Origin of the sequence: Mucilaginibacter sp. P19, assembly GCF_050632265.1 — a bacterium.
GTDB lineage: Bacteria > Bacteroidota > Bacteroidia > Sphingobacteriales > Sphingobacteriaceae > Mucilaginibacter > Mucilaginibacter gossypii.
This window is the reverse complement of record NZ_CP192586.1, coordinates 1,389,472-1,413,568: the sequence shown is the minus strand read 5'-3', so window position 1 is coordinate 1,413,568 and position 24,097 is coordinate 1,389,472. Positions and strand designations below refer to the sequence as shown.

22 protein-coding genes are annotated in these 24,097 nt (G+C 43.2%); 13 read left to right on the top strand and 9 right to left on the bottom strand.

What is annotated here, in order from left to right:
* Positions 1–33: 33 nt before the first annotated feature.
* Positions 34–648, top strand: coding sequence for a hypothetical protein (locus tag ACQ86K_RS06605; RefSeq protein ID WP_091163012.1), 615 nt, complete (start codon positions 34–36; stop codon positions 646–648).
* Here ACQ86K_RS06605 and ACQ86K_RS06600 read toward each other — a convergent pair.
* Positions 645–1,340 (bottom strand): Type 1 glutamine amidotransferase-like domain-containing protein, encoded by a 696-nt coding sequence (locus ACQ86K_RS06600; protein ID WP_091163482.1) that lies wholly within the window; start codon positions 1,338–1,340, stop codon positions 645–647. The two genes, ACQ86K_RS06605 and ACQ86K_RS06600, sit on opposite strands and share 4 nt — an antisense overlap.
* A 482-nt stretch (positions 1,341–1,822) precedes the next feature.
* Between ACQ86K_RS06600 and ACQ86K_RS06595 the strand changes: the two genes are divergently transcribed.
* From ACQ86K_RS06595 to ACQ86K_RS06540, 12 genes are all read left to right on the top strand, one after another.
* Complete coding sequence (locus ACQ86K_RS06595) at positions 1,823–3,016, top strand: sensor histidine kinase (RefSeq protein ID WP_091163011.1); 1,194 nt, start codon at positions 1,823–1,825, stop codon at positions 3,014–3,016.
* Between the two features lie 10 nt (positions 3,017–3,026).
* Positions 3,027–3,722, top strand: coding sequence for a LytR/AlgR family response regulator transcription factor (locus ACQ86K_RS06590; protein ID WP_091163480.1), 696 nt, complete (start codon positions 3,027–3,029; stop codon positions 3,720–3,722).
* 103 nt (positions 3,723–3,825) lie between these two features.
* The gene (locus ACQ86K_RS06585; RefSeq protein WP_091163010.1) at positions 3,826–4,203 is read left to right on the top strand and encodes a response regulator; all 378 of its coding nucleotides are present in this window, start codon (positions 3,826–3,828) and stop codon (positions 4,201–4,203) included.
* A 72-nt stretch (positions 4,204–4,275) separates the two neighbouring features.
* The gene (locus tag ACQ86K_RS06580; RefSeq protein WP_091163009.1) at positions 4,276–4,518 is read left to right on the top strand and encodes a PqqD family protein; all 243 of its coding nucleotides are present in this window, start codon (positions 4,276–4,278) and stop codon (positions 4,516–4,518) included.
* A gap of 2 nt (positions 4,519–4,520) precedes the next feature.
* A complete protein-coding gene (locus ACQ86K_RS06575) occupies positions 4,521–5,330 on the top strand; it encodes a hypothetical protein (protein ID WP_431200044.1) in 810 nt (269 codons plus the stop codon).
* 5 nt (positions 5,331–5,335) lie between these two features.
* Positions 5,336–5,575, top strand: coding sequence for a hypothetical protein (locus ACQ86K_RS06570; protein WP_431200043.1), 240 nt, complete (start codon positions 5,336–5,338; stop codon positions 5,573–5,575).
* A gap of 9 nt (positions 5,576–5,584) precedes the next feature.
* A complete protein-coding gene (locus ACQ86K_RS06565) occupies positions 5,585–6,940 on the top strand; it encodes a diaminopimelate decarboxylase (protein WP_091163007.1) in 1,356 nt (451 codons plus the stop codon).
* A complete protein-coding gene (locus ACQ86K_RS06560) occupies positions 6,927–7,937 on the top strand; it encodes an urea transporter (RefSeq protein WP_431200806.1) in 1,011 nt (336 codons plus the stop codon). The genes ACQ86K_RS06565 and ACQ86K_RS06560 overlap by 14 nt, the downstream gene beginning before the upstream one ends.
* Positions 7,938–7,969: 32 nt before the next feature.
* Entirely contained in the window at positions 7,970–9,091 is a 1,122-nt protein-coding gene (locus ACQ86K_RS06555) for a M23 family metallopeptidase (protein ID WP_431200042.1), read from the top strand.
* Positions 9,073–10,251, top strand: coding sequence for a tetratricopeptide repeat protein (locus ACQ86K_RS06550; RefSeq protein WP_091163005.1), 1,179 nt, complete (start codon positions 9,073–9,075; stop codon positions 10,249–10,251). The genes ACQ86K_RS06555 and ACQ86K_RS06550 overlap by 19 nt, the downstream gene beginning before the upstream one ends.
* Complete coding sequence (locus tag ACQ86K_RS06545) at positions 10,239–10,805, top strand: tetratricopeptide repeat protein (protein ID WP_431200041.1); 567 nt, start codon at positions 10,239–10,241, stop codon at positions 10,803–10,805. The genes ACQ86K_RS06550 and ACQ86K_RS06545 overlap by 13 nt, the downstream gene beginning before the upstream one ends.
* A 314-nt stretch (positions 10,806–11,119) precedes the next feature.
* Positions 11,120–12,025 (top strand): PepSY-like domain-containing protein, encoded by a 906-nt coding sequence (locus ACQ86K_RS06540; RefSeq protein WP_176844365.1) that lies wholly within the window; start codon positions 11,120–11,122, stop codon positions 12,023–12,025.
* Positions 12,026–12,119: 94 nt separating this feature from the next.
* On the opposite strand, the gene ACQ86K_RS06535 is transcribed toward ACQ86K_RS06540, so the two are convergent.
* The 8 genes from ACQ86K_RS06535 to ACQ86K_RS06500 form a co-directional block, all read right to left on the bottom strand.
* Complete coding sequence (locus ACQ86K_RS06535; RefSeq protein ID WP_431200040.1) at positions 12,120–12,479, bottom strand: hypothetical protein; 360 nt, start codon at positions 12,477–12,479, stop codon at positions 12,120–12,122.
* A complete protein-coding gene (locus ACQ86K_RS06530) occupies positions 12,479–15,439 on the bottom strand; it encodes a family 43 glycosylhydrolase (RefSeq protein ID WP_431200039.1) in 2,961 nt (986 codons plus the stop codon). Before ACQ86K_RS06530 ends, ACQ86K_RS06535 begins: the two co-directional genes overlap by 1 nt.
* A gap of 17 nt (positions 15,440–15,456) precedes the next feature.
* On the bottom strand, positions 15,457–15,693 hold the full coding sequence (locus ACQ86K_RS06525; protein WP_431200038.1) for a hypothetical protein: 237 nt from the start codon (positions 15,691–15,693) through the stop codon (positions 15,457–15,459).
* Positions 15,694–15,790: 97 nt separating this feature from the next.
* Positions 15,791–17,833: a prolyl oligopeptidase family serine peptidase gene (locus ACQ86K_RS06520; protein ID WP_431200037.1), complete on the bottom strand. Its 2,043-nt coding sequence runs from the start codon at positions 17,831–17,833 to the stop codon at positions 15,791–15,793.
* 856 nt (positions 17,834–18,689) lie between these two features.
* Positions 18,690–20,093, bottom strand: coding sequence for an aminopeptidase P family protein (locus tag ACQ86K_RS06515; protein ID WP_091163000.1), 1,404 nt, complete (start codon positions 20,091–20,093; stop codon positions 18,690–18,692).
* A gap of 90 nt (positions 20,094–20,183) precedes the next feature.
* Positions 20,184–21,668, bottom strand: coding sequence for an aldehyde dehydrogenase (NADP(+)) (locus tag ACQ86K_RS06510; RefSeq protein ID WP_091162999.1), 1,485 nt, complete (start codon positions 21,666–21,668; stop codon positions 20,184–20,186).
* Positions 21,669–21,863: 195 nt separating this feature from the next.
* On the bottom strand, positions 21,864–22,886 hold the full coding sequence (locus ACQ86K_RS06505) for a glycoside hydrolase family 27 protein (protein WP_431200036.1): 1,023 nt from the start codon (positions 22,884–22,886) through the stop codon (positions 21,864–21,866).
* 4 nt (positions 22,887–22,890) lie between these two features.
* The gene (locus ACQ86K_RS06500) at positions 22,891–24,087 is read right to left on the bottom strand and encodes a putative Ig domain-containing protein (protein ID WP_431200035.1); all 1,197 of its coding nucleotides are present in this window, start codon (positions 24,085–24,087) and stop codon (positions 22,891–22,893) included.
* Positions 24,088–24,097 lie beyond the last annotated feature (10 nt).

Sequence of the window (24,097 nt, the reverse complement as noted above, 5' to 3'; positions counted from 1 at the left end):
CTTTGATCCTGACCATTGAAAACAACGTATAACATGTTGCAGAACCGTGTAAATCCATTTGGACAACTTATTAAAACAACAGCGCGGGGTGCCTGGCTTGGTAACCGGGGCGTAATCCATAATGAGGACAAGGAAATTGTACGCGCTTTCAAAATTAAAGCCTGGATAACCTGCGCTTTGGAGTTCAGGGGCCGACACCGGGAAATCATGCAGCCCGACCGCTGGACTGAACTCTTCTTCCTTGATGAAGCCACGGCATTTTCAGCAGGGCACCGGCCTTGTTTTCAATGCAGGTATAGGGATCATCATCGGTTTAAAGAGTTTTGGCTAAAAGGCAACCCTCAATACGGTTTTGACATGAAAACAACGGTAGCCAAAATAGACGACATTTTGCAGGCAGAGCGCATTACAGCTGATAAGTCAAAAGTTACCTATCAAGAAAAACTAAAAGCCCTGCCCAACGGCACATTTGTAATTTATGATGGCAAATCACATTTACTCAAAGATAACCAGTTGTATTTATGGAGCCCTGCCGGATACCTAAAAGGAATAAGGCTGCCCAATGTGGATATAATCACAGTACTAACTCCCCGGTCAATTGTGAACATGTTCAGTGCGGGGTATGTGCCTCAAATAGGGATTTATTAAATATTTTTTAGCGGCCTGCCATAATCTCGGGGAGTAAATAATTTCCAATGCCCCTCAGAAATAACCTCAACGGCTACGTCAGTCACTTTAATTGCGGTTTGATCGTCAATAGCGTATGATGGTACTGGTATGGAAGCAACCAGTTTCTCAATATTGTCCAGCGAATTATTCGGGAACCACTCATGATCCAAATGCGGGTGGATAGCAAAGTCAACAAAACTTAATGACTTATCGCTATCAGCCGGCAGGATATGGTTGCCATAGGTAGTACCAAAGCAGGTCATGATCATACTACCGGCACTCAAGCCAACATATACCATCTTTTGTAAAAGCGAGGGCAGCAGATCCGCCAGCCCGGATTGCTGCATCCAATAGGTCAGGTACTGGCAGTCGCCGCCACCTACCAATAAAGCATCTATTTCCCGGAGCATGTCAACCCATAACTCTTTTTTGATACTGGGTAAGGCGGTAAGTTCCAATAAGCCCAGCGACTTCCAACCCAATTGGCAAAAGGGATCACCTAAGGACCCGCAAATAACCCTTCGTACTATGTCGCCGCCATTGGGTATGGCGTATATCGCGGTAGGGATAAAAAGGGCGTTCGCTTCGGCAACCGGTTTACCCAACAGCTCTACCAAAGCATTTTGAATACTCATGTTGCTAATTCCGGCAGACGTAAGAAGTAGTTTCATAATTTGTTGGATTATAATCAATGTTAATAAAAACGCTGAATTAAATTCATAAAATATCCAAAACTCCCCCTCCATCCATTCAATTACCCCGTTCGTCGGTACAAAATTTCAGATTAAAAACTCAGGGCTACCTTTACAGCATCAAATAATAATTTGATCAGTGATAAGGTTTAGGTGACAGCCCCCAAGCAGCGAGTGCCAGGGGGCTTTCTTATATAATCTACGCATCCCTATTTTAGGTAAAACACGCCACTCCCCCGTCTCGTCTATACAATTTCCCGGTTCACCGACACATGGTTGTTAAAACTCCCGCTCATCTTCACCTTTGATTTATAATTCAGAAGCAGGGACACTGAATTATAGTTTTTTTCGTATAAGATGAAGCACCTGTGCAATGTACAGGTGCTTTTTTTAAATTAGATGCTAAAATATTTGCCAGCCAGTAGCTCCGGCATTGATGAATAAAAGAATCTTAAAATAAAATGATCCGCTCAAAAGCAACCACTTTTTTCATTCATGCTGCAGGCTGGCTTGTGTTTTTAGGGTTCCCGCTATTATTCATGAACCGCACACAGCAAAGCAGCGCCGGCACCTATGCCGTCCTGTTTTCGCCTTACTACTGGCTGTTTTGTCTCACCTATATATTTATGTTTTACCTGAACGCCTGGTACCTGGTGCCAAAGTTCGTGTTCCGTAAAAGATATCTCTGGTATGGGATTATTGTGCTATTACTTTCAGGCTGTGTTTACTTTTTGCAGCCTTTTGATAACCTGCTTCTTCACAATCTCATTAAAGGGAATAAACCAGTTGCAACAACAGCCCCCAATCCGCAGCCTATAGGACCACAAATTACGCCAACGGGAATTGACAGCTCAGCACCTGATCAGCAAAATATGCCTTTTGGCCCGTTGCCGCATGAGGATCTGCGGATGCAGGACCCCAGCCTTAAACCCACCAACCGAATTATCTTCATTCATCAATCCGGTAATATTGATATGGTAGGCTTATTTATTTTTATCATTGTGATGGGGCTGAGCGTTGCCATTGCCACGGTTCAAAAATGGCAGCTTACCGAGCAGATGGTTACCCGTGCCGAGGCCGAAAAAGCCCATGCCGAACTCTCTTTTCTTAAAGCCCAGATCAATCCTCATTTTTTATTCAACACGCTGAATAATATTTATGCCTTATCGGTTACCAATAGCGAGCATACTTCCGAGAGCATCATGAAACTCTCTAACATCATGCGCTATGTAACCGATGAGGTAACGGAGGATTTTGTTTTGCTGCAAAATGAAATTGATTGTATCAATGATTATATCGATCTGCAACGCCTGCGCCTCGGCAAAAAAACAAAGCTCGATTTTGAAGTTTCGGGCAAGATTGACAATCAAAAAATTCCGCCCCTGATACTGATGACCTTTATTGAAAACGTTTTTAAATATGGCGTAAGTAAACACCAGCCATCAGTTATTGATATTTGCTTAAGGGTAAACGGCAACCAAATGCTGTTCATCTGTAAAAATACCATTTTCGAAAAACGACCTGCCACCGAACGGAAAGGGATCGGCATTGCCAATAACCGCCAGCGCCTGCAACATATTTATCCTAACAAACACCGGCTTGACATTAGCGTGGCCGATGGTAATTACATTGTTGAACTGGAGATTAACGCTTAAACTGTTTATTATGCAATTAAAATGTGTAGCCATTGATGATGAGCCGCTGGCCCTCCAAATAATTGAAAAATATGTAGCCGAATATCCCGCGCTAACATTGGTTAATACTTTTGAGGATGCCATATCGGGCGGGGAATACCTGAAAATGAACAAGGTGGATGTGCTGTTCATAGATATTAACATGCCTGATATTACCGGTATCGACCTGGTAAAATCATTGACTGATAAGCCAATGATTATTTTTACCACTGCCTACAAAAATTATGCGTATGAAGGTTACGAACTGGAAGCGGTTGATTACCTGCTGAAACCGATCAATAACCTGCGCTTTGGCACAGCGGTTCAAAAGGCAATTGGCTATTACCAGTACAAACATACCGATACCCCAAATGAAAGCGATTTTCTGTATGTGCATTCAGAATACAGACTGATCAAGATCAACATTAAAGACATTGAATACATTGAAAGCATGCAGGATTACATCAAGATCCATATGCTGGGCGTAGCCAAACCCATACTGACACTGATGCCCCTGAAAAGTGCAATTGAAAAACTGCCTGCATCAAAATTTATCCGCATCCACCGCAGCTTCGTGGTAGCGCGTGAACAGATTAGGTCTATCCACAACCGCAAGGTAAAACTAACCAACGTAGAGCTTCCTGTAGGTACAAACTATACCGATTTTATCAAAGACTGGCACAAATAATCAATTCATCGGCACATTAAAGGCGTTGAACGACACATTATTTTACAGCCCCTTAAATAGCCTCAACTTTATATTATTAAAATTGATACTAATCCCTAAAGTCATGAAAACAGCAGGCGATAAAAAAACCATCTTAGTACTTGATAAAAACAGCCGGATGTTATCGGTAATTGATGACATTATGTACTATGGTGATTTTAATGTGCATTTAACTTTTGACCCTAATGCTATATATGATAAAGCTAAAATGATTAATCCGGATTTGATCATTTTGGATTATTTGTTGTTAGATAATGATTGTGAACTGGTTTGCCGGGACTTTAAGGACGATAAGCAGCTGTGCAATGTACCTATCATTATTGTAACCGCTTTTAAAACAAAAAAAGCACAGGCCGACTCCTATAAATGCGATGCCTTGTTTGTAAAACCGCTGGATATGGAAGTGCTTGCATCAAGGATAGAATACCTGATGGCATCCTGAAGCCGGTTTTGTAAACTCATATAAACCTGCTAAGTTTAGCTTTTATTAATTAAACAAACCTGTACTTATAAAATGAAACTCAAAAGCAACATAGCCACCAGCGAAAACGGGTTTATTTTTAACCCTGCCACCGGCGATTCATTTTCCGGCAACGGTATGGCGGCACAACTGCTTGAGGCTATGAAAAGCGGCAAAACCGAAGATGATATTAAGCAGGATATTCTGAGCAGATACGAGGTGAGCGAAAGCCAGCTTAACAGCGATTGGGATAATTGGATGCTGCAGCTAAAAGAAGCAAACCTGCTCGAAATTTAAGGATGATGGCAAACAAGTACGCTAATTTATGTATTGCTGTTACCGGGCTTAATGCAAACGACAATCCAGGGCCGGGGATGGCAGTCATCCGTTGTTTAAAAGAGTGTTTTAGAGATGGTTTGCGAATAATTGGCCTGTCGTACGAATCGCTGGAGCCCGGAATTTACCTGCGGGATCAGGTAAACAAAACTTACCAGCTCCCCTATCCAACCGAAGGTACGGCAGCCCTTGTTGAACGTTTGGCATATATAAACGGACAGGAAAAGCTTGATCTCATTATCCCCAACTTTGATTCCGAGCTGTTCAATTTTATAAAGATAGCGCCGCAATTGCAGCAAATGGGCATAGCAACTTATCTCCCAACACACCAGCAACTGGCGTTAAGAGATAAGGTGAACCTAAAAAATTTCGGCACAAAAAATGGCTTTTATGTGCCCGCCGATCATAAGCTTTACACAACCGATGATATTAAAAAAGCGGCTGATGAGTTCAACTTTCCTATGGTAATAAAAGGTAAGTTTTATGATGCTTATGTTGTGTACACGATGGATCAGGCATTGAAAGCCTTTCATCAATTGTATGCAGCCTGGGGCGTACCGATAATAGCGCAGCAATACATCAAGGGCAACGAAATCAACATCTCAGCCCTTGGGGATGGTAATGGCTACAATATCAGTTTGGTGGCTATGCGCAAGCTTTATATTACCGATAAAGGGAAAGCCTGGGCGGGTGTTACCATTAAAGATGACAAGCTTACCCAACTGGCCGACAACTTTGCCCGCGCAAGCAACTGGAAAGGGGCTACGAAATAGAGGTCATGAGCGATGCAGAAGGGCATTTATACATATTGGAAATTAACCCCCGGTTTCCGGCATGGGTTTATTTAACTGCCGCCGCAGGCCAAAACCAGCCTGTGGCATTAGCTAAAATAGCGATGGGTGAAGGCGTTGAGCCTTATGCCGATTACCAGGCCGGCAAACTGTTTGTCCGGTATTCGTGGGACCATATCGCCGACATCGCCGATTTTCAGCAGATCTCGGCGTTTGGCGAATTATAATTTATAACGATGGAAAAGCTGCCATACGAGAAACCATATATAAAAAAACTACAGGCCGGTGCCCTTAACAAATTCGGCTCCCGCACTGGTTTGCAGCCCTTTAAAAGTATCGATGGCGTTTCGGTTAAAAGCCTGATCGAAAACTACGGTTCGCCGGTGTTCGTATTGTCCGAAAAACAGATCCGCAAAAACTACCGGGCTGCATACCGCGCTTTTAGCACCCGCTACCCAAAAGTACAATTTGCATGGAGCTACAAAACCAATTACCTCAACGCCGTTTGTCAGATTTTTCACCAGGAAGGCAGTTGGGCCGAGGTAGTTTCGGGCTTTGAATATCGTAAAGCTTTAGGTAATGGCGTACCTGGCAACAAGATCATTTTTAACGGACCGGGCAAGTCCATCAATGATTTACAGCTGGCCATCGAACATGATTCGCTGATCCATATTGATCATTTCGATGAGCTTAACCTACTGCTTACATTAAGTAAAAACCTGGTCAATAAACCGCGTGTGGCCATTCGTATAAATATGGATACCGGCGTTTACCCACTTTGGGACCGCTTTGGTTTTAACTATGAAAATGGAGAAGCCTGGTCGGCAGTTACAAAGATCACAGGCTCGGGAAGTCTGCAATTGGTGGGCTTGCATTGCCATATCGGTACCTATATGCTCTCTGCCGATGCTTATGGTATAGCGGCTAATAAACTGGCCGAACTGGCTGTTCGCTGCCAGACCGAGCTTAATCATAAAATAGAATATCTTGATCTGGGAGGCGGCTTCCCCTCAACCAATACATTGAAAGGTGCTTACCTGCCGGGAAATGATACCGTGCCGACGATTGATGACTTTGCTGAAGTCATAACTTCGGCTTTGCTCAATTTTGGCTTTGCCAATGATGATCTGCCGCTGCTGATATTGGAAAGTGGGCGTGTTTTGATAGATGATGCCGGTTACCTGCTGGGCACTGTTATCGCCAACAAACGTTTAGCCAATGGCAAAGGCGCCGCCATTGTTGATTTTGGGGTCAATATCCTGTTTACATCTTTTTGGTATGAACACCAGGTAAGCCCAGCCCAGGATTTTGCTGCACATACCGAAAACATGGTGATATACGGACCGCTTTGCATGAACATTGATGTGATCAGGGAAAGCATTAACCTGCCCCTACTAAATCCCGGCGACCAGGTAGTAGTGCACAAGGTTGGCGCTTACAACATGACCCAATGGATGCAATTCATCACTTTAAGGCCTGCTGTTGTGTTGATAGACGAGAAGTTGCGTACGCATCTCATCCGCAAAAACGAAACATTGGAATATACTGCCGAACCAGAGTTAGTACCCGCTCATTTAAATAACAACAAGTGAAGCAAATTCCAGCATTCATAAAAACCGTCATCAATTCCTATTCGGTTTTGTTTTTTCTCAAAACCGGGTATTAGGGATTATTTTGCTGCTGGTATCATTTTTCAATCCGGTATCCGGCTTTGCAGGGTTGAGTTGTGTCATTTTCTCTTTGCTGATAACAAAATTGTTAAAACAGGATAACGAAGATTACCGGGTAGGAATTTACAGCTTTAACTGTTTATTATTAGGGATAGCATTTGGTGCTTTTTTCCAGGTTAATCTCATGTTTGTGACCTGGCTGGCGGTTGCCTGTTGCCTGGTAGTGCTTGCTACCATTATCATGTCAAAGCGCATGGGTAAACCGGGTTTACCTATACTTTCACTGCCGTTTATCCTGGTTTTCTGGCTTGTACTGCTGGCATCCAACAGCATCTTCAACACTGGATTATCACAAAAAAGCAGCTCCCTGCTCGAAGAAATTTACACCGGCCCGGGTAACCTGGCCGGCGCCGAAGGTTATCTTGCCACAACATTGCCAAAACTGATGAGCTTATTTTTCCGTTCATTGAGCGCAATTCTGTTTCAGCATAATATCATAGCCGGAATGCTTATTGCTATGGGGATACTTGTACATTCGCGCATTGCATTCAGCCTGCTTATCATTAGTTTTTTAACGGCCTGCGGGTTTAACAACATCACACATACCTACCCCGAGGGCATCAGCTATTACCACCTGGGTGCTAATTTAATGATGGCCTCAATGGCTATAAGCAGTTTTTTCACTATCCCATCGTTACGCTCTTACCTACTGGCAATTCTTTGCATCCCCTTGGGTTTCATACTCATTAATGCCCTTACCACACTCATGGCCTTGCATGCGCTGCCTGTTTTTTCGTTACCGTTTTGCGTGCTTAATATCAGCCTGCTCTATTTTTTAAAGTTAACCGGTCATCACCCCAAATTGCAGTTAACCATAGCACAGCATTACTCGCCCGAAAAAATCTTTACCATGTTTTAAACCTGCAAAACAGGCTGAACGATCTGAAATACATGAGGCTCAATTTGCCGTTTATGGGCTATTGGACGGTTTCGCAGGGTTATAATGGTAGCATTACCCACAAAGGCGAATGGGGCCAGGCGCTTGATTTTGTGATTACGGATGATGAACAAAAAACATTTCAGCATCCCGGTACCCTTCCTGAACATTTTTATTGTTTCAATAAGCCGGTACTGGCCTGCGGCGATGGCGTTGTAGAACTGGTTGTAAACCATGTAGAAGATAATGATATTGGCGAAGAAAACCTGAAAGAAAACTGGGGCAATACGGTAGTGGTCCGTCATGCCGCGGGGCTTTATTCCAAACTATCCCACCTCAAAAAAAACTCGATAAAAGTTAAACCTGGCGATGTTGTAAAACAAGGCGACCTGCTGGGGTTTTGCGGTAATTCGGGTCGCTCGCCAGAGCCGCATTTGCATTTCCAGTTGCAGGCTACCCCTTATATCGGGTCTAAGACATTGTCTTATCCGCTCGCATATTACTTTACCAAAAAAGGTGGTCAAAGCAGCCTTTTAAGCTACGGTATCCCAAATGAAAACGAATTAATAAGCAACCCCGAAATCAATGCACCGCTCAAAAAAGCATTCGATCTGCAACCGGGCTTCCTATCTAAATTAGTTAACGAAAACGGCGCAACCGAAGAATGGGAAGTTTTTAAAGATGAATTAGGACAGTCATACATCTACAGCAAAACAACCGGTGCCGTTGCTTATTTTATTAATAACGGCACTATGTTTTACTTCACCAGCTTTTATGGCGATAAAACGTCGCTCCTCCATTATTTTTACCTTGCCGCATATAAAGTTATTTTTAACGATGCAGGATATATCCAGGCTAATGATGAGTTTCCGGTACCGCTTACCCATAACAAAACATTGCTTTGGCTGCAGGATTTTATTGCGCCTTTTTACCGGTTCATCAGCATAAAATATAAAAGCGGGATCCAGCTGAAAAAGACAGGGCTAAATATTGTATCCAAACAATACCAGGAAATTGCAGGTAAAACAATGCCGCTTACTGAATCAACAGTTTTGGTTGACCACGGCAGTTTGCAGGCTTTCGTCATAAATATAAACGGACAGCATATTGAAGCACAATGGAGTACAGAAAATTAACCATACTTTTTGCCTTGCTATTTGCTGCTCTTGTAACCCGTGCACAAGATAATAAACTTGCCACGGCCGATAGTACCGCCGAACAATTGTACAATGCCGGCAACTGGAAACAACTTATCAGGTTTGTAAATCAATCGGTTGCCGATAGTGTAGACTCGCCCGCTTTACGCTTTAAGGCAGGCTACGCTTATATGCTTACCAGCAATTACAAAGCTGCCATTTATCAGTTTAACCAGGTTTTACTTCAAGAACCGCAAAATGTAACTGCATATTTATATGCTTACTACTGCAACACCTACATCAACAACAATAACGCTGCGTTTTACAATGCATCGCATTTAGACACAGCAACCCTGCGTGCTATCAAGTTATCACTCTTTGGTTTAACTGATGCGGTTTTAGAAAGTGGCATAAAATTGCCTAATAGCAACGAACGCGACAACGGCTTTTTTGAACGCGCGGGTATCGGTTTAAGATTATCGTGGCGTTTGCAGTTGGACCAATCATTTATGTTTTTCAAACAGAATATATTCAGATCGGGCTATATTGATTACTTTAATCAAACAGGCAAAACCGACCGCCAGTTTGAATATTATGCTAAAACGAAATATTCTTTCACTAAAAACATCAGTTTACTTGGCGCGTACCATTATTTACATACCAGCTACCGGAGCAATATTTACCAAAGTAACCTTGGGCTGTTAGGAGTAAAATATGATACCCGTTACATTGATTTGCAGGGCGATATTAACTTTGGCAAACTCATTAATAAAACCCTAAAACAATATGATGCCAAAGTGGATTTTTATCCACTGGGAAACTTGAATCTATACACCACAAGCAGGGCATCGGTACTGAATTTAAGCGGAGTAATTCATTTCATTTATAGTCAGTCGGTAGGATTTAAAGTATTAAATAAAACGTGGCTGGAAACAGTCGCTACTTTTGGCAACCAGGATGATTACCTGGATGCGGACGGGCTTTATGTGTATAACGCTATCGATCCTACAAAATTTAAATGCGGTGAAAGCGTTTTTTATCAGTTAGGTAACCATGCCTTATTGAATTTAAATTACTTTTATGAAAAGAAAACAGACATTTACCGGGCTGTTAACTATAACCAAAACTCTGTTACGTTAGGTATAACATGGAAATTTTAAAGAAGACGTTTATTCCCATTTTTTTATTTGTATTTGCAGCACAATTGCAGGCACAGACAAATGTGGTGCTTCAAAAAGCTTTTCACAACAGTTATACCAATGAATTAAACAAAAACTACGTTGCTGCCATTGCCGATATTTATCCTTACTATTCGGAAAATAATTATGAGATAGCCATCAGGCTGGGTTGGCTCCATTACCTCAATAAAAACTACACTGCTTCGCAAACTTATTATCAAAAAGCAGTTAACCTGAAGCCTGGCGCTATTGAGGCTAAGTTTGGTTATATAAAGCCGCTCTCTTTTTTGCAAAACTGGGATAAAGTGCTGGAACAATATCTTGCTATCCTGAAAATAGACCCGCAAAACACGCAGGCTAATTATTGGGGAGGCGTAATTTATTATAACCGCAAACAATACGAACCCGCTATTAAGCTTTTCAGAGTAGTAGTAACGCTTTACCCTTTTGATTATGACGGCAACCACATGCTGGCCTGGTCGATGCTTATGGCTGGAAAAAAGCTGAAGCGAAACCTTTTTTTGAAAAAGCGCTGATCATTAAACCTGCAGATGCCTCGAGTACTGATGGCTTAGCCAGGTGTAACTAAAAAAACTACCAAAACATTTTATGTAGAGACACATTTGATGCATCTCTCGCGAGATAAAGCACACCTCACAGCGCTTAACATGAGGTAACTTGCATATAGCAGACGCATGTGAATGCGTCTCTACATTGTATCCTCATACATCGATTTAAATCCGCTGTTTGTCGACACTTTTCCCGACGACCCGATTTTACAAATTAATTTTAATTAAACCTGTCCGAAAAAAGGCAGCGCTAATTATCAATTTAAATTAATTCTATGAAAATGAAATCATTTTACGCCTCACTATTGATGGTCGGCACAATAATCGGCCTGGCATCATGTAAAAAGGAAAACGCTTCAAAATCAGCTTCGGCCGGCAGCGTTTCGTCATCAGCCGTCACATCAACCGGCGCCATCGCTATTAGCCTTGCATCGTCCGGAACTACTACCGACAGCGTTTATATGGTTGGCTGCTATGGCAAGCATGATACCAAAGACTCCGTTGCTTTTAGCACATTACCTACAGTTATTGGCACTTACCTTACAGCCAATTACAGCGGTTATACATTCAAAAAAGCATACTCCATTACTGATAGTACTAATACAGTTATCAACTACATTGTGGTTATCAAATACAACAGCGCTTTGGTTGGCCTCAAATTCACTGCTGCTGGTACGTTTGTAAGCATCCTTGAGCAACGCGAAGGTGTTGACCTTAAAGGACCAGGATGGCACTTAGGCGGATTCTTTGATAATCGTGACAGTAAACACCGCGATACCATTGCCATTTCGGCCCTTCCTTCTGCTGTGAGCAACTATTTTTCAACAACCTATCCAACAGATACTTTGTTGCATGCCTCTATCGCACCCGATAACGTATACATTTTGATAAGCCAGAACGGGGTACTTTACTCAACAACGGTAACCGCAGCAGGCAAACTTGTAAAACGTATTCAGATAGAAAAACACGATTTAAAACATGCCGTAGTAGCTGAAGCTAACTTACCGGCTGCTATTACCACTTATCTTACTGCTACTTATCCGGGCTACGTATTTGATAAAGCATTTTCTGAAAGCCCCGGCGGAACCCTGCAAGGTTACGTTGTATTGATTACATCAAACAATACCAAATACGCTTTAATTTTTAATGCGTCCGGTACATTTGTCAGAGTCCTGCCTATCCACTAAACAATCGAGATTATAGCGCTGTTGGTAAGCCATGTTTTTAATTAAACATGGCTTACTTGCTTAGTTTCAGAGCCCCAAACAGCGGATTACATATTTATTTCCTGCTGATGAGTTTAAAATTGGAGAATTTAACATACGAGCGGTGCGGCCCGTAGGTACTATGGTAAAGGCCGATTTGCAGATCAGCACCAATTAAATCAGGCCTAACAACCGGGCTTCCGGGCAGATCGGTCCAATGTATGCCGTCGTTGCCGCTTCTGATGTAAAACACATCGTCCGACTTTTGGATCTGCAGGTAACGGTTGTAATTCCAGCCGGTTTGAGTATTGGTTTGCATGCGGTCGCCGGTTTTAAAATTGGTGAGCATATTGCCACAGTTCCAGGCCGGGAAAATACTGTTCTGGATCAGGTTTTCGCTTCCTTCAGTACCGGGTTGTTTGACTTTCCGTACCATTAATCCCATATCACTGTTGCCGGCCACCTTTTTTCCTTTAAACCGCTTACGTCGGCTACTTCTACTTCGGCCACAAAATCACCCGAAACATTCCTGTATAAAAATGGCCCATAAGGCAAATTCCCATCCCAGTTTGAACCTTTTGATTCCAACGTAAGCAAACTATCACTGATAGATACTTTATTCTCCGGCTTGTCCCCGCCTATCAAACCATTCCATATAGTGCCGGTTACGCCATTAGTCACAAAGTCTCTATTAATTGTAAACCCATCTGCAACGGCATTAAATAAGATCGAAGCTGTACTCACCGGCAATGCCGCAGTTTTTGAACTTACATTACCATAGTTGTCTTTAACTTTAAAAGAGTAGCTATAATTTTTATCAGCCGAAAGCCCATAACTGATATAATGCGGATCAGCCTGCCAGCCGCTTGATTTGCTGTTATCTGTCTCGTTAATAAAATCATATTGGAGGTTTGATTTTACAGAAGCATATGCAGGCGCTTCCATTTCAACCATGCCGGGTGTTACAGCCGTCGGAGCAGCTTTAAATGCAAACGAACCTGCTATAGGCGGATGATAGTTCTGTTTCCAACCCAGGCTCAATTGTTTAATTTCTGCTGATGATAAGCTATGTTTATAGACCACAAGATTAGATACCGCACCATTAAAACCATCGCCCAGTAAAAGCTTGCCGGTGAGCTTATCTGTATTTGATATTGTTGCTATTATAGCACCATCTACATATAATTTAGCGGCATTGCCACTAACAGTTTTTATGACATAGTGCCATTGGTCCGCACTCAGATATTTACCGGCATTGATGAAAGCCCCTTTCAACGATTGTGATTTCAGTATCGCGCCGCTTTGCGTTGATGCGTTTTGGTAAACACTTAAGACTACACTATAACCTTTTTTGTTATTAATATCAACAAAATTATTAAATACAAGCGGGCTGTTGCCATTAAAACTAACAGCAATTTTTCCTTTTATATCCGTTACTTCTGCTCCCTGCCCTTCAGCAGATAAGAAAGCCCCGCCTGCATCGCCGTTATTTGTCCATTTTTGAAGCCGGCCATAATTAAGTTTTGCGGCATCGAGGTAAAGGGCAATATCAGATTTTGTAGGATGCAGAGCCCATTGTTTTATGACACTATCGGCCATTGGCCTGTTATAAACTTTAAGCGACGAAATAGCGCCTGAAAAATATGCTGAACGATTTGTTTTTGCCCCGATAATAAATTTATCTGCAAGCTGTAGAAACAGCATCTTGTTTTCTGCATTGTTCTGCTCGCCATCGACAAATAGTTTTTCAACTGAGCCATCAAACGTAACAACCACCTGGTGCCATTTGCCGGCTGCAGGCATTGTTTTATATTGAAAGTCGGAAACGCCAAAATGTTGTACGGCACCGGCTGTTTTATTGCTTCCGAAACCAAAAGTAGCGCTGCGATGATCCGATTCGCCGTTTGTCCAGCTTAATACCGGGTTTTCGTCTTTGATCAGATCGGCATAAACCTCGTACCATACTGTATAACTGTTATTACCTGCAAGCGACCGGGGCACCGCCACCGTTGATTCAAGCGACTGCGTACCAATAAACACCACAGCTTTTTTACCTGCAATAATATCAATAACCGGAGGTTTACCAGTTGCAGTAAAACTACCGCCCAACGCGCCGTTGTTAGTCCATTGAGATAGAGCTTCGCCCGCCTGAAGATTATCGGTGTTTAGGTTTACCAATAAACCTTCTTTCTCGTCTGGAGCTACAGCTTTTGATATTTCTTTTTTATCGGCAGAAGTAAGATCTCCGGTTACTACCCGTTCGCCATAAACTTTCACGTTCCAAATCGCTTTATATAGCCCCGGATATTCCGTGCCGGTAATTGTTAAGCGGATAAAGCGGGCCTGGGCATTTCCTGAATCTACCATCGGCGAACCATGTTGTTTGTTCTCCCTCCTGTCAGCAAACAACTTCCAAGTTTTACCATCTACCGATGATTCTACCAGGTATTGATAGTACCATGTTGCATATTCAAATTGGGTCAAAACCTGTTGTACCGTTTTTACCGAACCTAAATCGATGGTGATCCAGGCAGGGCTACGACTGTTATCTGCTGGTTTCCATAAGGTGCCATTATTATTATCAACCGCAAATGAGGGTTTATAATTTTCGTTGTAAAAAGATGAGGCAGTGACCTTTTTTTGATAAGCTTCGTCGGGAGCATTAATGGTGCTTTTTCCTAATAGCCCAACGCCAAGATGGGTAGGAACAATCTTTTCAATATTGCCATCTGAGTCAAACACGATCTTATCCGCACAAACCTGCCGGTGATAACCTCCGTTTGAATGCGGGTTATTATGGCGGTGATATACCATATAAAAATCATCCCCAACCTGCACTACCGACTCATGCCCAGGCCCGTGAATAGTGCCATCACTGTTGGTACTCAGCACCGGGTTATTTTTGCCGAACTCAAACGACCCCATCGGCCCGGTTTTGCTGATGGCGTATTGTACCCGGTAGGTAGAATCTTCGCAAAAACCAGACGAGTAGGTGAAATAGTAGATGCCTTTACGTTTAAACATAAAAGGTGCTTCAAAAAAATCTTTGGCAATGGTATTCGGAATCTTTGCCGTTTTGGCAAAGGTGTGCATATCTGCATTTAGCAAACCCACGCCACAACCATGATCAGGATAGATGCCCCAGGTACCCCAAAACATATAGATCTTGCCGTCGTCATCTTTAAAGGTTTGTCCATCCAGCGTAATCACCCCTGGGATAAAATAATTGGGGATCATTGATTTTCCATCGGGCATTAGGGGTGTCCACGGCCCGGTAGGGCTTGCTGACGATGCTCCATAGATATCAACCGGCTGGCAGTAGTACATGTAAAACTTACCATCGTTACCATTGATAACATCGGGGGCCCAATAGTAATTGGAGGTTGGCCAGTTCATATCATGCATGGTCCAGTTCACAAAATCTTTGGATGTCCAAACCTGTGATGGGCCATGCCCCCGCCGTTGCCATCGGTGGTAGCATAAATGTAGTAGGTATCGCCAAACTTGCGTACAGTTGGGTCGGCAAAGTAGCCGGGAATAATGGGATTACCATTACCTGGCACTGTTGCTGATTGTTGCTGTGCAAAACTGTTTAATACAGCCAAACACATATACCAGAAAAGAAAAACCGTTAATTGAAGTTTATGCATTGTACCTTGTTACATAGGTAAAGCTAAAAGCTGAAGGCACAACGCCAAAAGCTAACTACCCTTTATCAAATATTAAAATACCTGTAGAGGATTTTATTTAATTATGTGCCAACTCATCCGTGTTTCTTGCAGGCGGCTCTGCGTTAAGCAGGTGCTTTACAAAAAAGTCGCGTTTCTTTTTACGACCGTAAGGACCGCCATCGCTATGGCCCATACCCGGCACCACCAGCAGGTCGAACATTTTATTGTTTTTGATCAACGCATCCGCAAAACGGAAGGTTGACTCAGGCGGAACATTGTTATCGGCCTCACCTACTATCAGCATCAAATCGCCCTGCAATTTACCGGCATTGGTAATGTTTGATTGCTGCTCATAATGCGGCCCAACAGGGTAGCCCATCCACTGCTCATTCCACCATTGTTTATCGATACGATTATCATGACAGCCGCAGGCAGATACCGCAGCTTTATAAAATTCAGGGTGGAATAACAAAGCACCAGCAGAATTTTGTCCGCCTGCAGATGTACCGTAAACACCTATCCTGCTGATATCAACCTGTGGATATTTGGCAGCAAGCGCCTGCATCCATAAAATACGATCGGCAAAACCGGCATCTGCAAGGTTATGCCAGCATACATCATGAAAAGCTTTTGAACGGTTGGCTGTGCCCATGCCATCCATCTGCACCACTATAAAACCCAGTTGGGCTATGCTTTGCATCTCATTCACAGCGGAAAAACTTTTAGGCACAAATGAATCCTGCGGACCGGCGTAAATATTTTCAATTACCGGGTAGCTCTTATTGGGATCCATATTGGCCGGGCGATATACCACGCCCCATATATCCGTCTTTCCATCCCTTGCCTTGGCAACAAACACCTCAGGCAGTTTGACGCCGGTAGCTAAAAGACCGGTCAAATCAGCATGTTCAAGTTCCGTAACCGTTTTCAGGCCGGCAGTGCTTTTGATTACAATACGGGGAGCAGTATTAACCTCTGAATATGTATCAATATAATATTTTCTATCCGGCGAAAAGCTTAGGCTATGATTACCTTTTTCGGGTGTAAGGTCAACCAGGTTTTTACCATCAAAACCAATGCGGTAATAGTGCATAAAGTAAGGGTCTTCACCAACATTTTTACCGCTTCCTTTAAACCAGATCTGTCTTTTCTTAACATCAACACTATCAATATCACGTACTACCCAATCGCCCTTGGTTACCAATTTTTCTTTGCCGCTCAATTCATCAACCAGGTAAATATGACGCCAGCCGTCTTTTTCGGTTACCCATACTATCTCATGCGTTTTTGAGGCATAATAAGTGTAGATCCTTTGCTCATAAATAAAAGTGTTTGTTTTTTCATCGATGATGTTACGGGTTTTACCATTGGTAACATCTACCTCGATAACCCTGAAACGCTGGTGACCGCGATCTGCCTTTTCATAGGTAAAATAGCGGCTGTCGCCATCGCGCCAATGCAATCGAGGCGCACCAAAAAAATCTATCTTTTCGGCATCGGTTTTTATCGCGCTTTTATCGGTGATATTGAATATATACTGCTGATACGAGGTAAACTCATCACCCGGCTGATCATATTCATGTGATTTCAGCACCGCTCTTGTGGTACCTGGTAGTGAACTGAGCAAGTAATAAACTTCTTTTGTTTTCTTAGAGTCAATGCGATAACCTACGATATGTTTACTATCCGGCGACCATGTAAGCTCACCGTAAGGCTTATCTAAATTACCATCCGTAGTTAACTTGATTTCGGTTGAGTTTTTTAACGATTTAACAATGATGTTTCCTCCTTTAACAAAGGCAGTCCATTGCTTATCGGGCGATACAGAATCGGCGCTAACACCTTCCCAACGGTAATGGCGTTCCTGTAGCGGCTTCTCGTTATCATAACTTTGATGTACCGTATCTGTAGTTTTAATGCATTGCAATGTGCCCAAATCGCACATAAGCCAGGTACCGCCTGTTTTAAATGTTGCCTGCTTTTTATCGGCACTAAAAAACATATCTTCAATACGGAAGCCGCCATCTTTCACAGGTTTGCCTGTTGCTTTGCTTACCTCAGTACTTAACTGACTGCTTTCAAAAATGGTTTTCTTAGTTCCTTTTTCAGGATCAACCAAAACATAAGCTGTTTGATTATTGGCAGTTTTTTTACCGTACCAGAATTCATTCCCCCCAGCCTGCCAGTTAGGCCTGATACCGGTAACAAGCGGAATCTTTTTTAAGGCAGAATCAAGGGCATCAGCTGCTTTATAGTTTTGCAGTACTTCTGCGTGGGTGGGGTAATATGGAGTAGCTTTAGTTTGCTGAGCCTTGGCTGATTGACCTGCAGCTGCTAAAAAAAGGTTAACAGTAAAAATTGGTGGTACCTTGTCATAAGTTAATAGTGTTGCGTAAAGTTACCTAACACCACCAGTTTATATTTACATAAATTAACACATCATAGCAGGCATTTAGCAAAAGGGCCCGCGCCTTTTGGATGCGGGCCCTTTTGTTTGGTTAATGTCTTATGAAATTTCACGCAGGTCCAAGCGTTCTTCGCTTGAATTATAAAATCAGGAAGTGTCTATGCCTGGGCCGACAAGGCAGTCGACGGGGTTAACAGGGTTAACAGAAATTCGATTTTCAATCTATAAACAACTAATAATCAATCTATTAAACAAAAGACAGGGTTACCTCTAAATCCAGAGCTCAGTTGAAGTTGAATGCTGTTAGCTCAAGAAACTAAACGAACAAAGGATTTAAAAAATCATCTCTTTAGAACAATAACCCATGATTGGACACGAGTAAAGAATTAAACGCCGTATCGACTCACCCCGACATCGCTGCGCTCGTCACCCCTCTCTACCCAAGCGTAAAGAGGGGATTTTACTCTTCTTTCCTTTACCCTCTTTCCGCCAAAGGCGAAGAGAGGGTGGTCCAGCATAGCGCAGACCGGGTGAGTCAACTATGCGCCATATCACTTTTATTTATCCGCTATCCTCTCAAAGCTTCAATCTCCTCCCGGGTTTTAGGCAAATATTTACCTAATAACTGGCTGCCGGTATCGGTTATTAAAAAGTTATCTTCAATACGGATCCCGCCGAAATCACGATAGGTATTCAACACATCGTAATTAATAAACTCAGCGAATTTCTTTTCGGCCTGCCAGCGGTCTATCAGTTCCGGAATAATATAGATACCCGGCTCAACAGTAAGCACATAACCAGCTTCCAGTTCGCGGCCTAACCTCAATGATTTTAGACCGAAGACAGCAGTTTCTTTTTTCAAGGCATCGGTATAGCCAACATATTGCTCACCTAAATCTTCCATATCATGGGTATCCATGCCCAGCATGTGGCCTAAGCCGCATTGAAAAAACATGGCGTGTGCTCCGGCTGCAACCGCCTCGGCCGGGTCACCTTTCATCAGGTTTACGGCTTTCAGGCCTTCGGCCAATTTCTGGCAGGCTTGCAGGTGCACATCTTTGTAGCGTACACCGGGTTTCAGCATACTAATGGCATGATCCATTGAATTTAAAACCACATCATACAACTCCCTTTGGCGGGTGGTAAACTGTTTGCCTACCGGGAAGGTACGGGTCAAATCGCCGCCGTAGTGCATGGCATTTTCGGCACCAATATCGCTCAGTACCATATCACCCTCTTCCAGGATATTACCGTAATAGTGCGTGTGCAGTGTTTGACCGTGTTTAGTGATGATAGCCGGGTAACCCAAGCGTGAATCATTGGCTATGGCCACTTCATGTGCTTTGGCAACCAGTTCATACTCCCTTGTACCCGGACGGGCATATTTCATTACCGCCAGTTCCATGTCAACGCTGATGGATACGGCTTTCTCTATCTCGGCAACCTCCAACGGAGTTTTGATAACCCTTTGGGCTATAACCGCTTTTACCAGTTGCAATGAAACGCGACCAGCCACATCTTCCAGACTGGTGTTTAACCAATCGGCCAGTTTGATTTTATTTTCGGGGCGATAAGGCGGCAGAATATGAACCTGGCGGCTACCGGTTACCGCCTTGTGGATATAATGCTTTACATCGGCATAAGGCCTTGTTTGCGAAACGCCAACCAGCGCGGCCATCTCACTTACAGATGGTAAGGTGCCTGTCCAAACGATATCATCAATGGTAAGGTCGTTTCCAAATATCACTTCCTCACCGGTATCGGTGTCAATGATAGCTGCTAAACCTGCTACATCAAGTCCGAAATAATATAAAAAACTGCTATCCTGCCTAAACAGGTAGGTATTGTCTTTATAGTTCATGCTGCTATCCTCGTTCCCTAACAAAACGATGATACCGTTGGCGCCCATACTCTGTTTTAAAACATTGCGGCGCTGTACGTAAACCTGCTGATCAAAAAGTTGAAGTTTCATAATGCAAAATTAAACATGCCGGCTCTGTTGAGGAACCGGCATGTGCAAGTATAATTTAAATTTGATTATCTGATGATGATTAACGGCTCACTATTTCTTCCATTCGCCATCAAACAAGCGCCAGATGTTGGTTGGGTTGGCCTGTTGTAAGGCTAAAGGCAATAATGAATCCGGGCAGTTTTGGTAACAAACCGGGCGCACCCACCTTTTAGCGGCATTAATGCCTACTGCTGTAAAACGACTATCGGTAGTGGCCGGGAACGGGCCGCCATGCACCATACTGGCACAAACTTCAACACCTGTTGGTACGCCGTTAAACAATACCCTGCCTGCTATGGTCGGCAATAATTGCAACAGGTTTGAATGGCCCGCAAAATCCTCGTCGGTACCCATTACTGTAGTAGTGAGTTGTCCCGATACCGATTTTAAAACGTTGATTAGTTCCTGCTCGTCTTTACAGCTTACCATTAATGAGTATGGGCCGAACACCTCCTCATGTAACAGGTGGTTTTCAAGGAAAGTTTCGGCATTTACCAGGGCGATGGTTGGTTGAGCTTCAATGTCAACAGCTTCGGTAGCTGATTTTACCACACTTGTTATACCTTCCTGTTCCAAAGCCGCATGGCTCTTTTTCTCATAAGCCGAATGGATGCCGGCATGCAACATTTTGGCTGGTTTAATAGCTTCAATACCATTACCCAAAAGTTTATAGAAATTATCAAGACCTTCACCTTCAATAGCAAGCATTAAGCCCGGATTGGTACAAAACTGACCAACACCTAAAGTAATGGAACCTGCATATTGTACGGCCAAATCAGCAGCGTTTTCATTTAAAGTATCCGGCAAAAATATAACCGGGTTTATGCTGCCCATTTCTGAAAATACAGGGATAGGCTTTTTACGCTCTGACGAATATTGCAGCAGGGCTAAACCGCCAACAGTTGAACCGGTGAAGCCAACTGCAGCGGTATCATCTGCCTGAACCAATGCTTTACCGCTTTCAAAGGATGTACCATGTACATGTTGAAAAACATGCTCAGGCATATTGCTGCTTACAATAGCTTTTTTGATAGCCTGATAAACCATTTCAGAAGTTTCGGCATGGGCAGGGTGTGCTTTTACTACTACCGAACAGCCTGCACCCAAAGCACTTGCAGTATCGCCACCTGCGGTTGAATACGCAAATGGGAAATTGCTTGCGCCAAAAACAACAACCGGTCCCAGCGGGACAAGCATTTTGCGGAGATCAGGACGCGGTAACGGTTTCCTGTCGGGCAAAGCGGTATCAATACTGGCCTCAACCCAGCTACCTTCGCGCAGCATCCCTGCAAACATACGCAGCTGACCGGTGGTACGGGCACGTTCTCCGCTTAAACGCGGTAACGGGAGGTTAGTTTCTTCAGCTGCTTTTTGCAGTAGGGCATCGCCTACTGCTTCTATTTCATCAGCAATAGCTTCTAAAAACAGGGCCTTTTGTTCGGCACTTGTTTTTTGGTAAGCCTCAAACGCGCTTTGCGATTGCTGCATAATGATATTTATTTCTTTGGTGCTTTCTTCTTTAAAGTTGTTAGCCATGGCAGATATTTTAGTAAAAAACGAGGGCTTACGCCATTATTTTGCGCAAGCAAATATATTTAACCTTTTATGATATGTACTGAAGATTTCTAACCAGTTATAGCAGGATTTTATCTTATTTACCCAACACATCCTCAAAATAGATTAAAAAACGGTCAAGACATCCCGTATTCAACAAGCAGGTAATAGTCTTGTTTACATCAATTTATAAAACCTTACCCCGTGTGGCGGGATATTACAGGAAACAGCAGCAACATTTTTTGCGATATCTTTTTGCTGCCAGATATCCCGCACTACTTTAACCCTGCCTACATGAATGCTGTTAAGATCAAGCGTATACTTCGTGTATTTTTTTCTAAGATTAAAAATACCTACAGCCTTACTCCCATCTGCCAGTTTCTTAACCCAAACCTGGATCTGCTTATCGTTAATCATGCGTACGGCTTGCTTGCCTGCCACATCCTGATCAATGGCAATTACCTCCCGATTTTTTAACAGGTTGAGGGTAAACTCATCAAGCTTATCCATATCACAGCCAATAAGCAGGGGTGCCGATAAAAGGCTCCATAAGCTCATGTGGGTATATTGCTCATAAGGCGTTAGATTAGTTTGGTGAAGATTTTCGCCCCAGCCTACCCTGCCCAAAATAAGCATATCCGGGTCGTTCCAGCCTCCCGGTCTGGCATAGGCTGCATTATTGGTTTGACTGAAGCCGATGCCGTACAAGCTTTCCCATGTATCGGTAATATCCTCGGTTGTACGCCATAGGTTGCCATTCATTTTTGCGCCCCACTTCCAAACATCTTTGATACCGTACTGGCAAATGCTGTAAATAATATCCCGTGGTTGCTTTGCCAATTCATCGCGCATGACCATATATGGCTTTTGCTGGGCGAATAATGTGGTATCACCTGCCGTTTGGTCTGAGTAGCTGCACAGGTCGTATTTTAAATAATCAACGCCCCAGTTAAAGTAAGTGGTAGCATCCTGCCCTTCATACCCTAACGAGCCCAGGTAACCACCACAGGTTTTAGCACCCGGCGATGAATAAATGCCAAATTTTAATCCCTGTTGATGCAGGTGTGCGCCAAGTACTTTCATATCCGGAAACTTTTCGTTCGCGGCTATTTCTCCGTTTTGTAGCCTTGCGGGTGCCTGCCAGCCATCATCCACATTAATAAAATTCCAACCATAATCAGTAAGACCTTTATCAACCATAGCTTTAGCCGAAAGCCTTACCTTTTCTGTCGCTCACATTTAATCCCCAGCAATTCCAGCTGTTCCAGCCCATGGGCGGGGTAAGCGCTAATAACTTACCCGATTTAATAGTTAGCGTTCGTTCGCTTTTTCCTAAAGTATTGCTTACGGAAACTGATACATTGTAATCACCTGCTTCAGGTGCAGTTCCTGTTATAATGCCTGTTTTATTATCAAGTACTAAACCTTGAGGCAAATTCTTAACCATATATTTCAAGGGCTGTTGTCCGCTTGCAGCAATTTTATAAAGTACCGGTGAGCCGGGATGAACGCCTAAAACTGAAGCGCCATTAATCATTGGCTTTAAAGATGCTTTAGGAGTAAGCAAATACGGCGCTATTTCGGCAAAGGTTTTGGTTTTGCCCGATGCCGCTTCGGTAAACTCGTAAAACAGTTTAATGCCTTCGCGGTGCGGAAAGGTAAGCGTATAAGTTTCTTTGCCCAGAGATGGAAGGTTAGCAGCTATTGTTTTTTCGGCGATTGTCTTTTCGGTCACTTCGTCAACTATCCTGTAATGAAACTTACCACTGATATTACTTTTAAAGCTATTGCCTACAGTTAATTTCCGGACAGACTGCGCGTTGGGTAGAAAGCTGATATCGGCTTGGGTAAAAACGATGCCATCAAATTTTTCCAGCATATCAATATAAGGAGCTCCCATAAAAATACCGCCCGAGCCGCCGCCATCATACACTTTTATGGCGATGATATTTTCTCCGTCCCATTTAATGGCCGGATCATTTGCTGCAACGCAATAATTGCGTACGGCAGGCCACTTGCTTATATAACCGCCTTTATCTTCAGGAAATGCACCCGTTTTACCAATCAGTTTGCCGTTAAAATAAGTTTCATCAACATCATTAACATGCGCAAGAAACACCCGCAAACTATCGCCCCAAACTGCTTGCTTTTTTAATGAAGATGGGATAACTACATGGATGCGGTACCAGGCAAAGCCATGATAATCCGGGTAGCCCTGCTCCTGCCATACATCGCCAACTTTGATACTTTTCCACTGCGTATCGTTGAAAGCAGCGTCTTTCCAGGCAGCATCATTCCCGGTAGAGAATTTTGCAGTGCCCAGCTTAATAAAATTTCCGTTTTGAGCGAAAGCTGCTATGGCGATAGTTAAAAGCCATAGCAGCGATAAGATCTTTTTCATGAATTGATAT

Coding starts and splice junctions, on each gene's coding strand:
- ACQ86K_RS06605 (WP_091163012.1), top strand. CDS start 34: ATGTTGCAGAACCGTGTAAATCCATTTGGACAACTTATTAAAACAACA.
- ACQ86K_RS06525 (WP_431200038.1), bottom strand. CDS start 15,693: ATGCATAAACTTCAATTAACGGTTTTTCTTTTCTGGTATATGTGTTTG.
- ACQ86K_RS06590 (WP_091163480.1), top strand. CDS start 3,027: ATGCAATTAAAATGTGTAGCCATTGATGATGAGCCGCTGGCCCTCCAA.
- ACQ86K_RS06535 (WP_431200040.1), bottom strand. CDS start 12,479: ATGGTACGGAAAGTCAAACAACCCGGTACTGAAGGAAGCGAAAACCTG.
- ACQ86K_RS06500 (WP_431200035.1), bottom strand. CDS start 24,087: ATGAAAAAGATCTTATCGCTGCTATGGCTTTTAACTATCGCCATAGCA.
- ACQ86K_RS06565 (WP_091163007.1), top strand. CDS start 5,585: ATGGAAAAGCTGCCATACGAGAAACCATATATAAAAAAACTACAGGCC.
- ACQ86K_RS06515 (WP_091163000.1), bottom strand. CDS start 20,093: ATGAAACTTCAACTTTTTGATCAGCAGGTTTACGTACAGCGCCGCAAT.
- ACQ86K_RS06580 (WP_091163009.1), top strand. CDS start 4,276: ATGAAACTCAAAAGCAACATAGCCACCAGCGAAAACGGGTTTATTTTT.
- ACQ86K_RS06550 (WP_091163005.1), top strand. CDS start 9,073: ATGGAGTACAGAAAATTAACCATACTTTTTGCCTTGCTATTTGCTGCT.
- ACQ86K_RS06595 (WP_091163011.1), top strand. CDS start 1,823: ATGATCCGCTCAAAAGCAACCACTTTTTTCATTCATGCTGCAGGCTGG.
- ACQ86K_RS06545 (WP_431200041.1), top strand. CDS start 10,239: ATGGAAATTTTAAAGAAGACGTTTATTCCCATTTTTTTATTTGTATTT.
- ACQ86K_RS06600 (WP_091163482.1), bottom strand. CDS start 1,340: ATGAAACTACTTCTTACGTCTGCCGGAATTAGCAACATGAGTATTCAA.
- ACQ86K_RS06575 (WP_431200044.1), top strand. CDS start 4,521: ATGATGGCAAACAAGTACGCTAATTTATGTATTGCTGTTACCGGGCTT.
- ACQ86K_RS06505 (WP_431200036.1), bottom strand. CDS start 22,886: ATGGTTGATAAAGGTCTTACTGATTATGGTTGGAATTTTATTAATGTG.
- ACQ86K_RS06585 (WP_091163010.1), top strand. CDS start 3,826: ATGAAAACAGCAGGCGATAAAAAAACCATCTTAGTACTTGATAAAAAC.
- ACQ86K_RS06510 (WP_091162999.1), bottom strand. CDS start 21,668: ATGGCTAACAACTTTAAAGAAGAAAGCACCAAAGAAATAAATATCATT.
- ACQ86K_RS06570 (WP_431200043.1), top strand. CDS start 5,336: ATGAGCGATGCAGAAGGGCATTTATACATATTGGAAATTAACCCCCGG.
- ACQ86K_RS06540 (WP_176844365.1), top strand. CDS start 11,120: ATGAAATCATTTTACGCCTCACTATTGATGGTCGGCACAATAATCGGC.
- ACQ86K_RS06555 (WP_431200042.1), top strand. CDS start 7,970: ATGAGGCTCAATTTGCCGTTTATGGGCTATTGGACGGTTTCGCAGGGT.
- ACQ86K_RS06530 (WP_431200039.1), bottom strand. CDS start 15,439: ATGAACTGGCCAACCTCCAATTACTATTGGGCCCCCGATGTTATCAAT.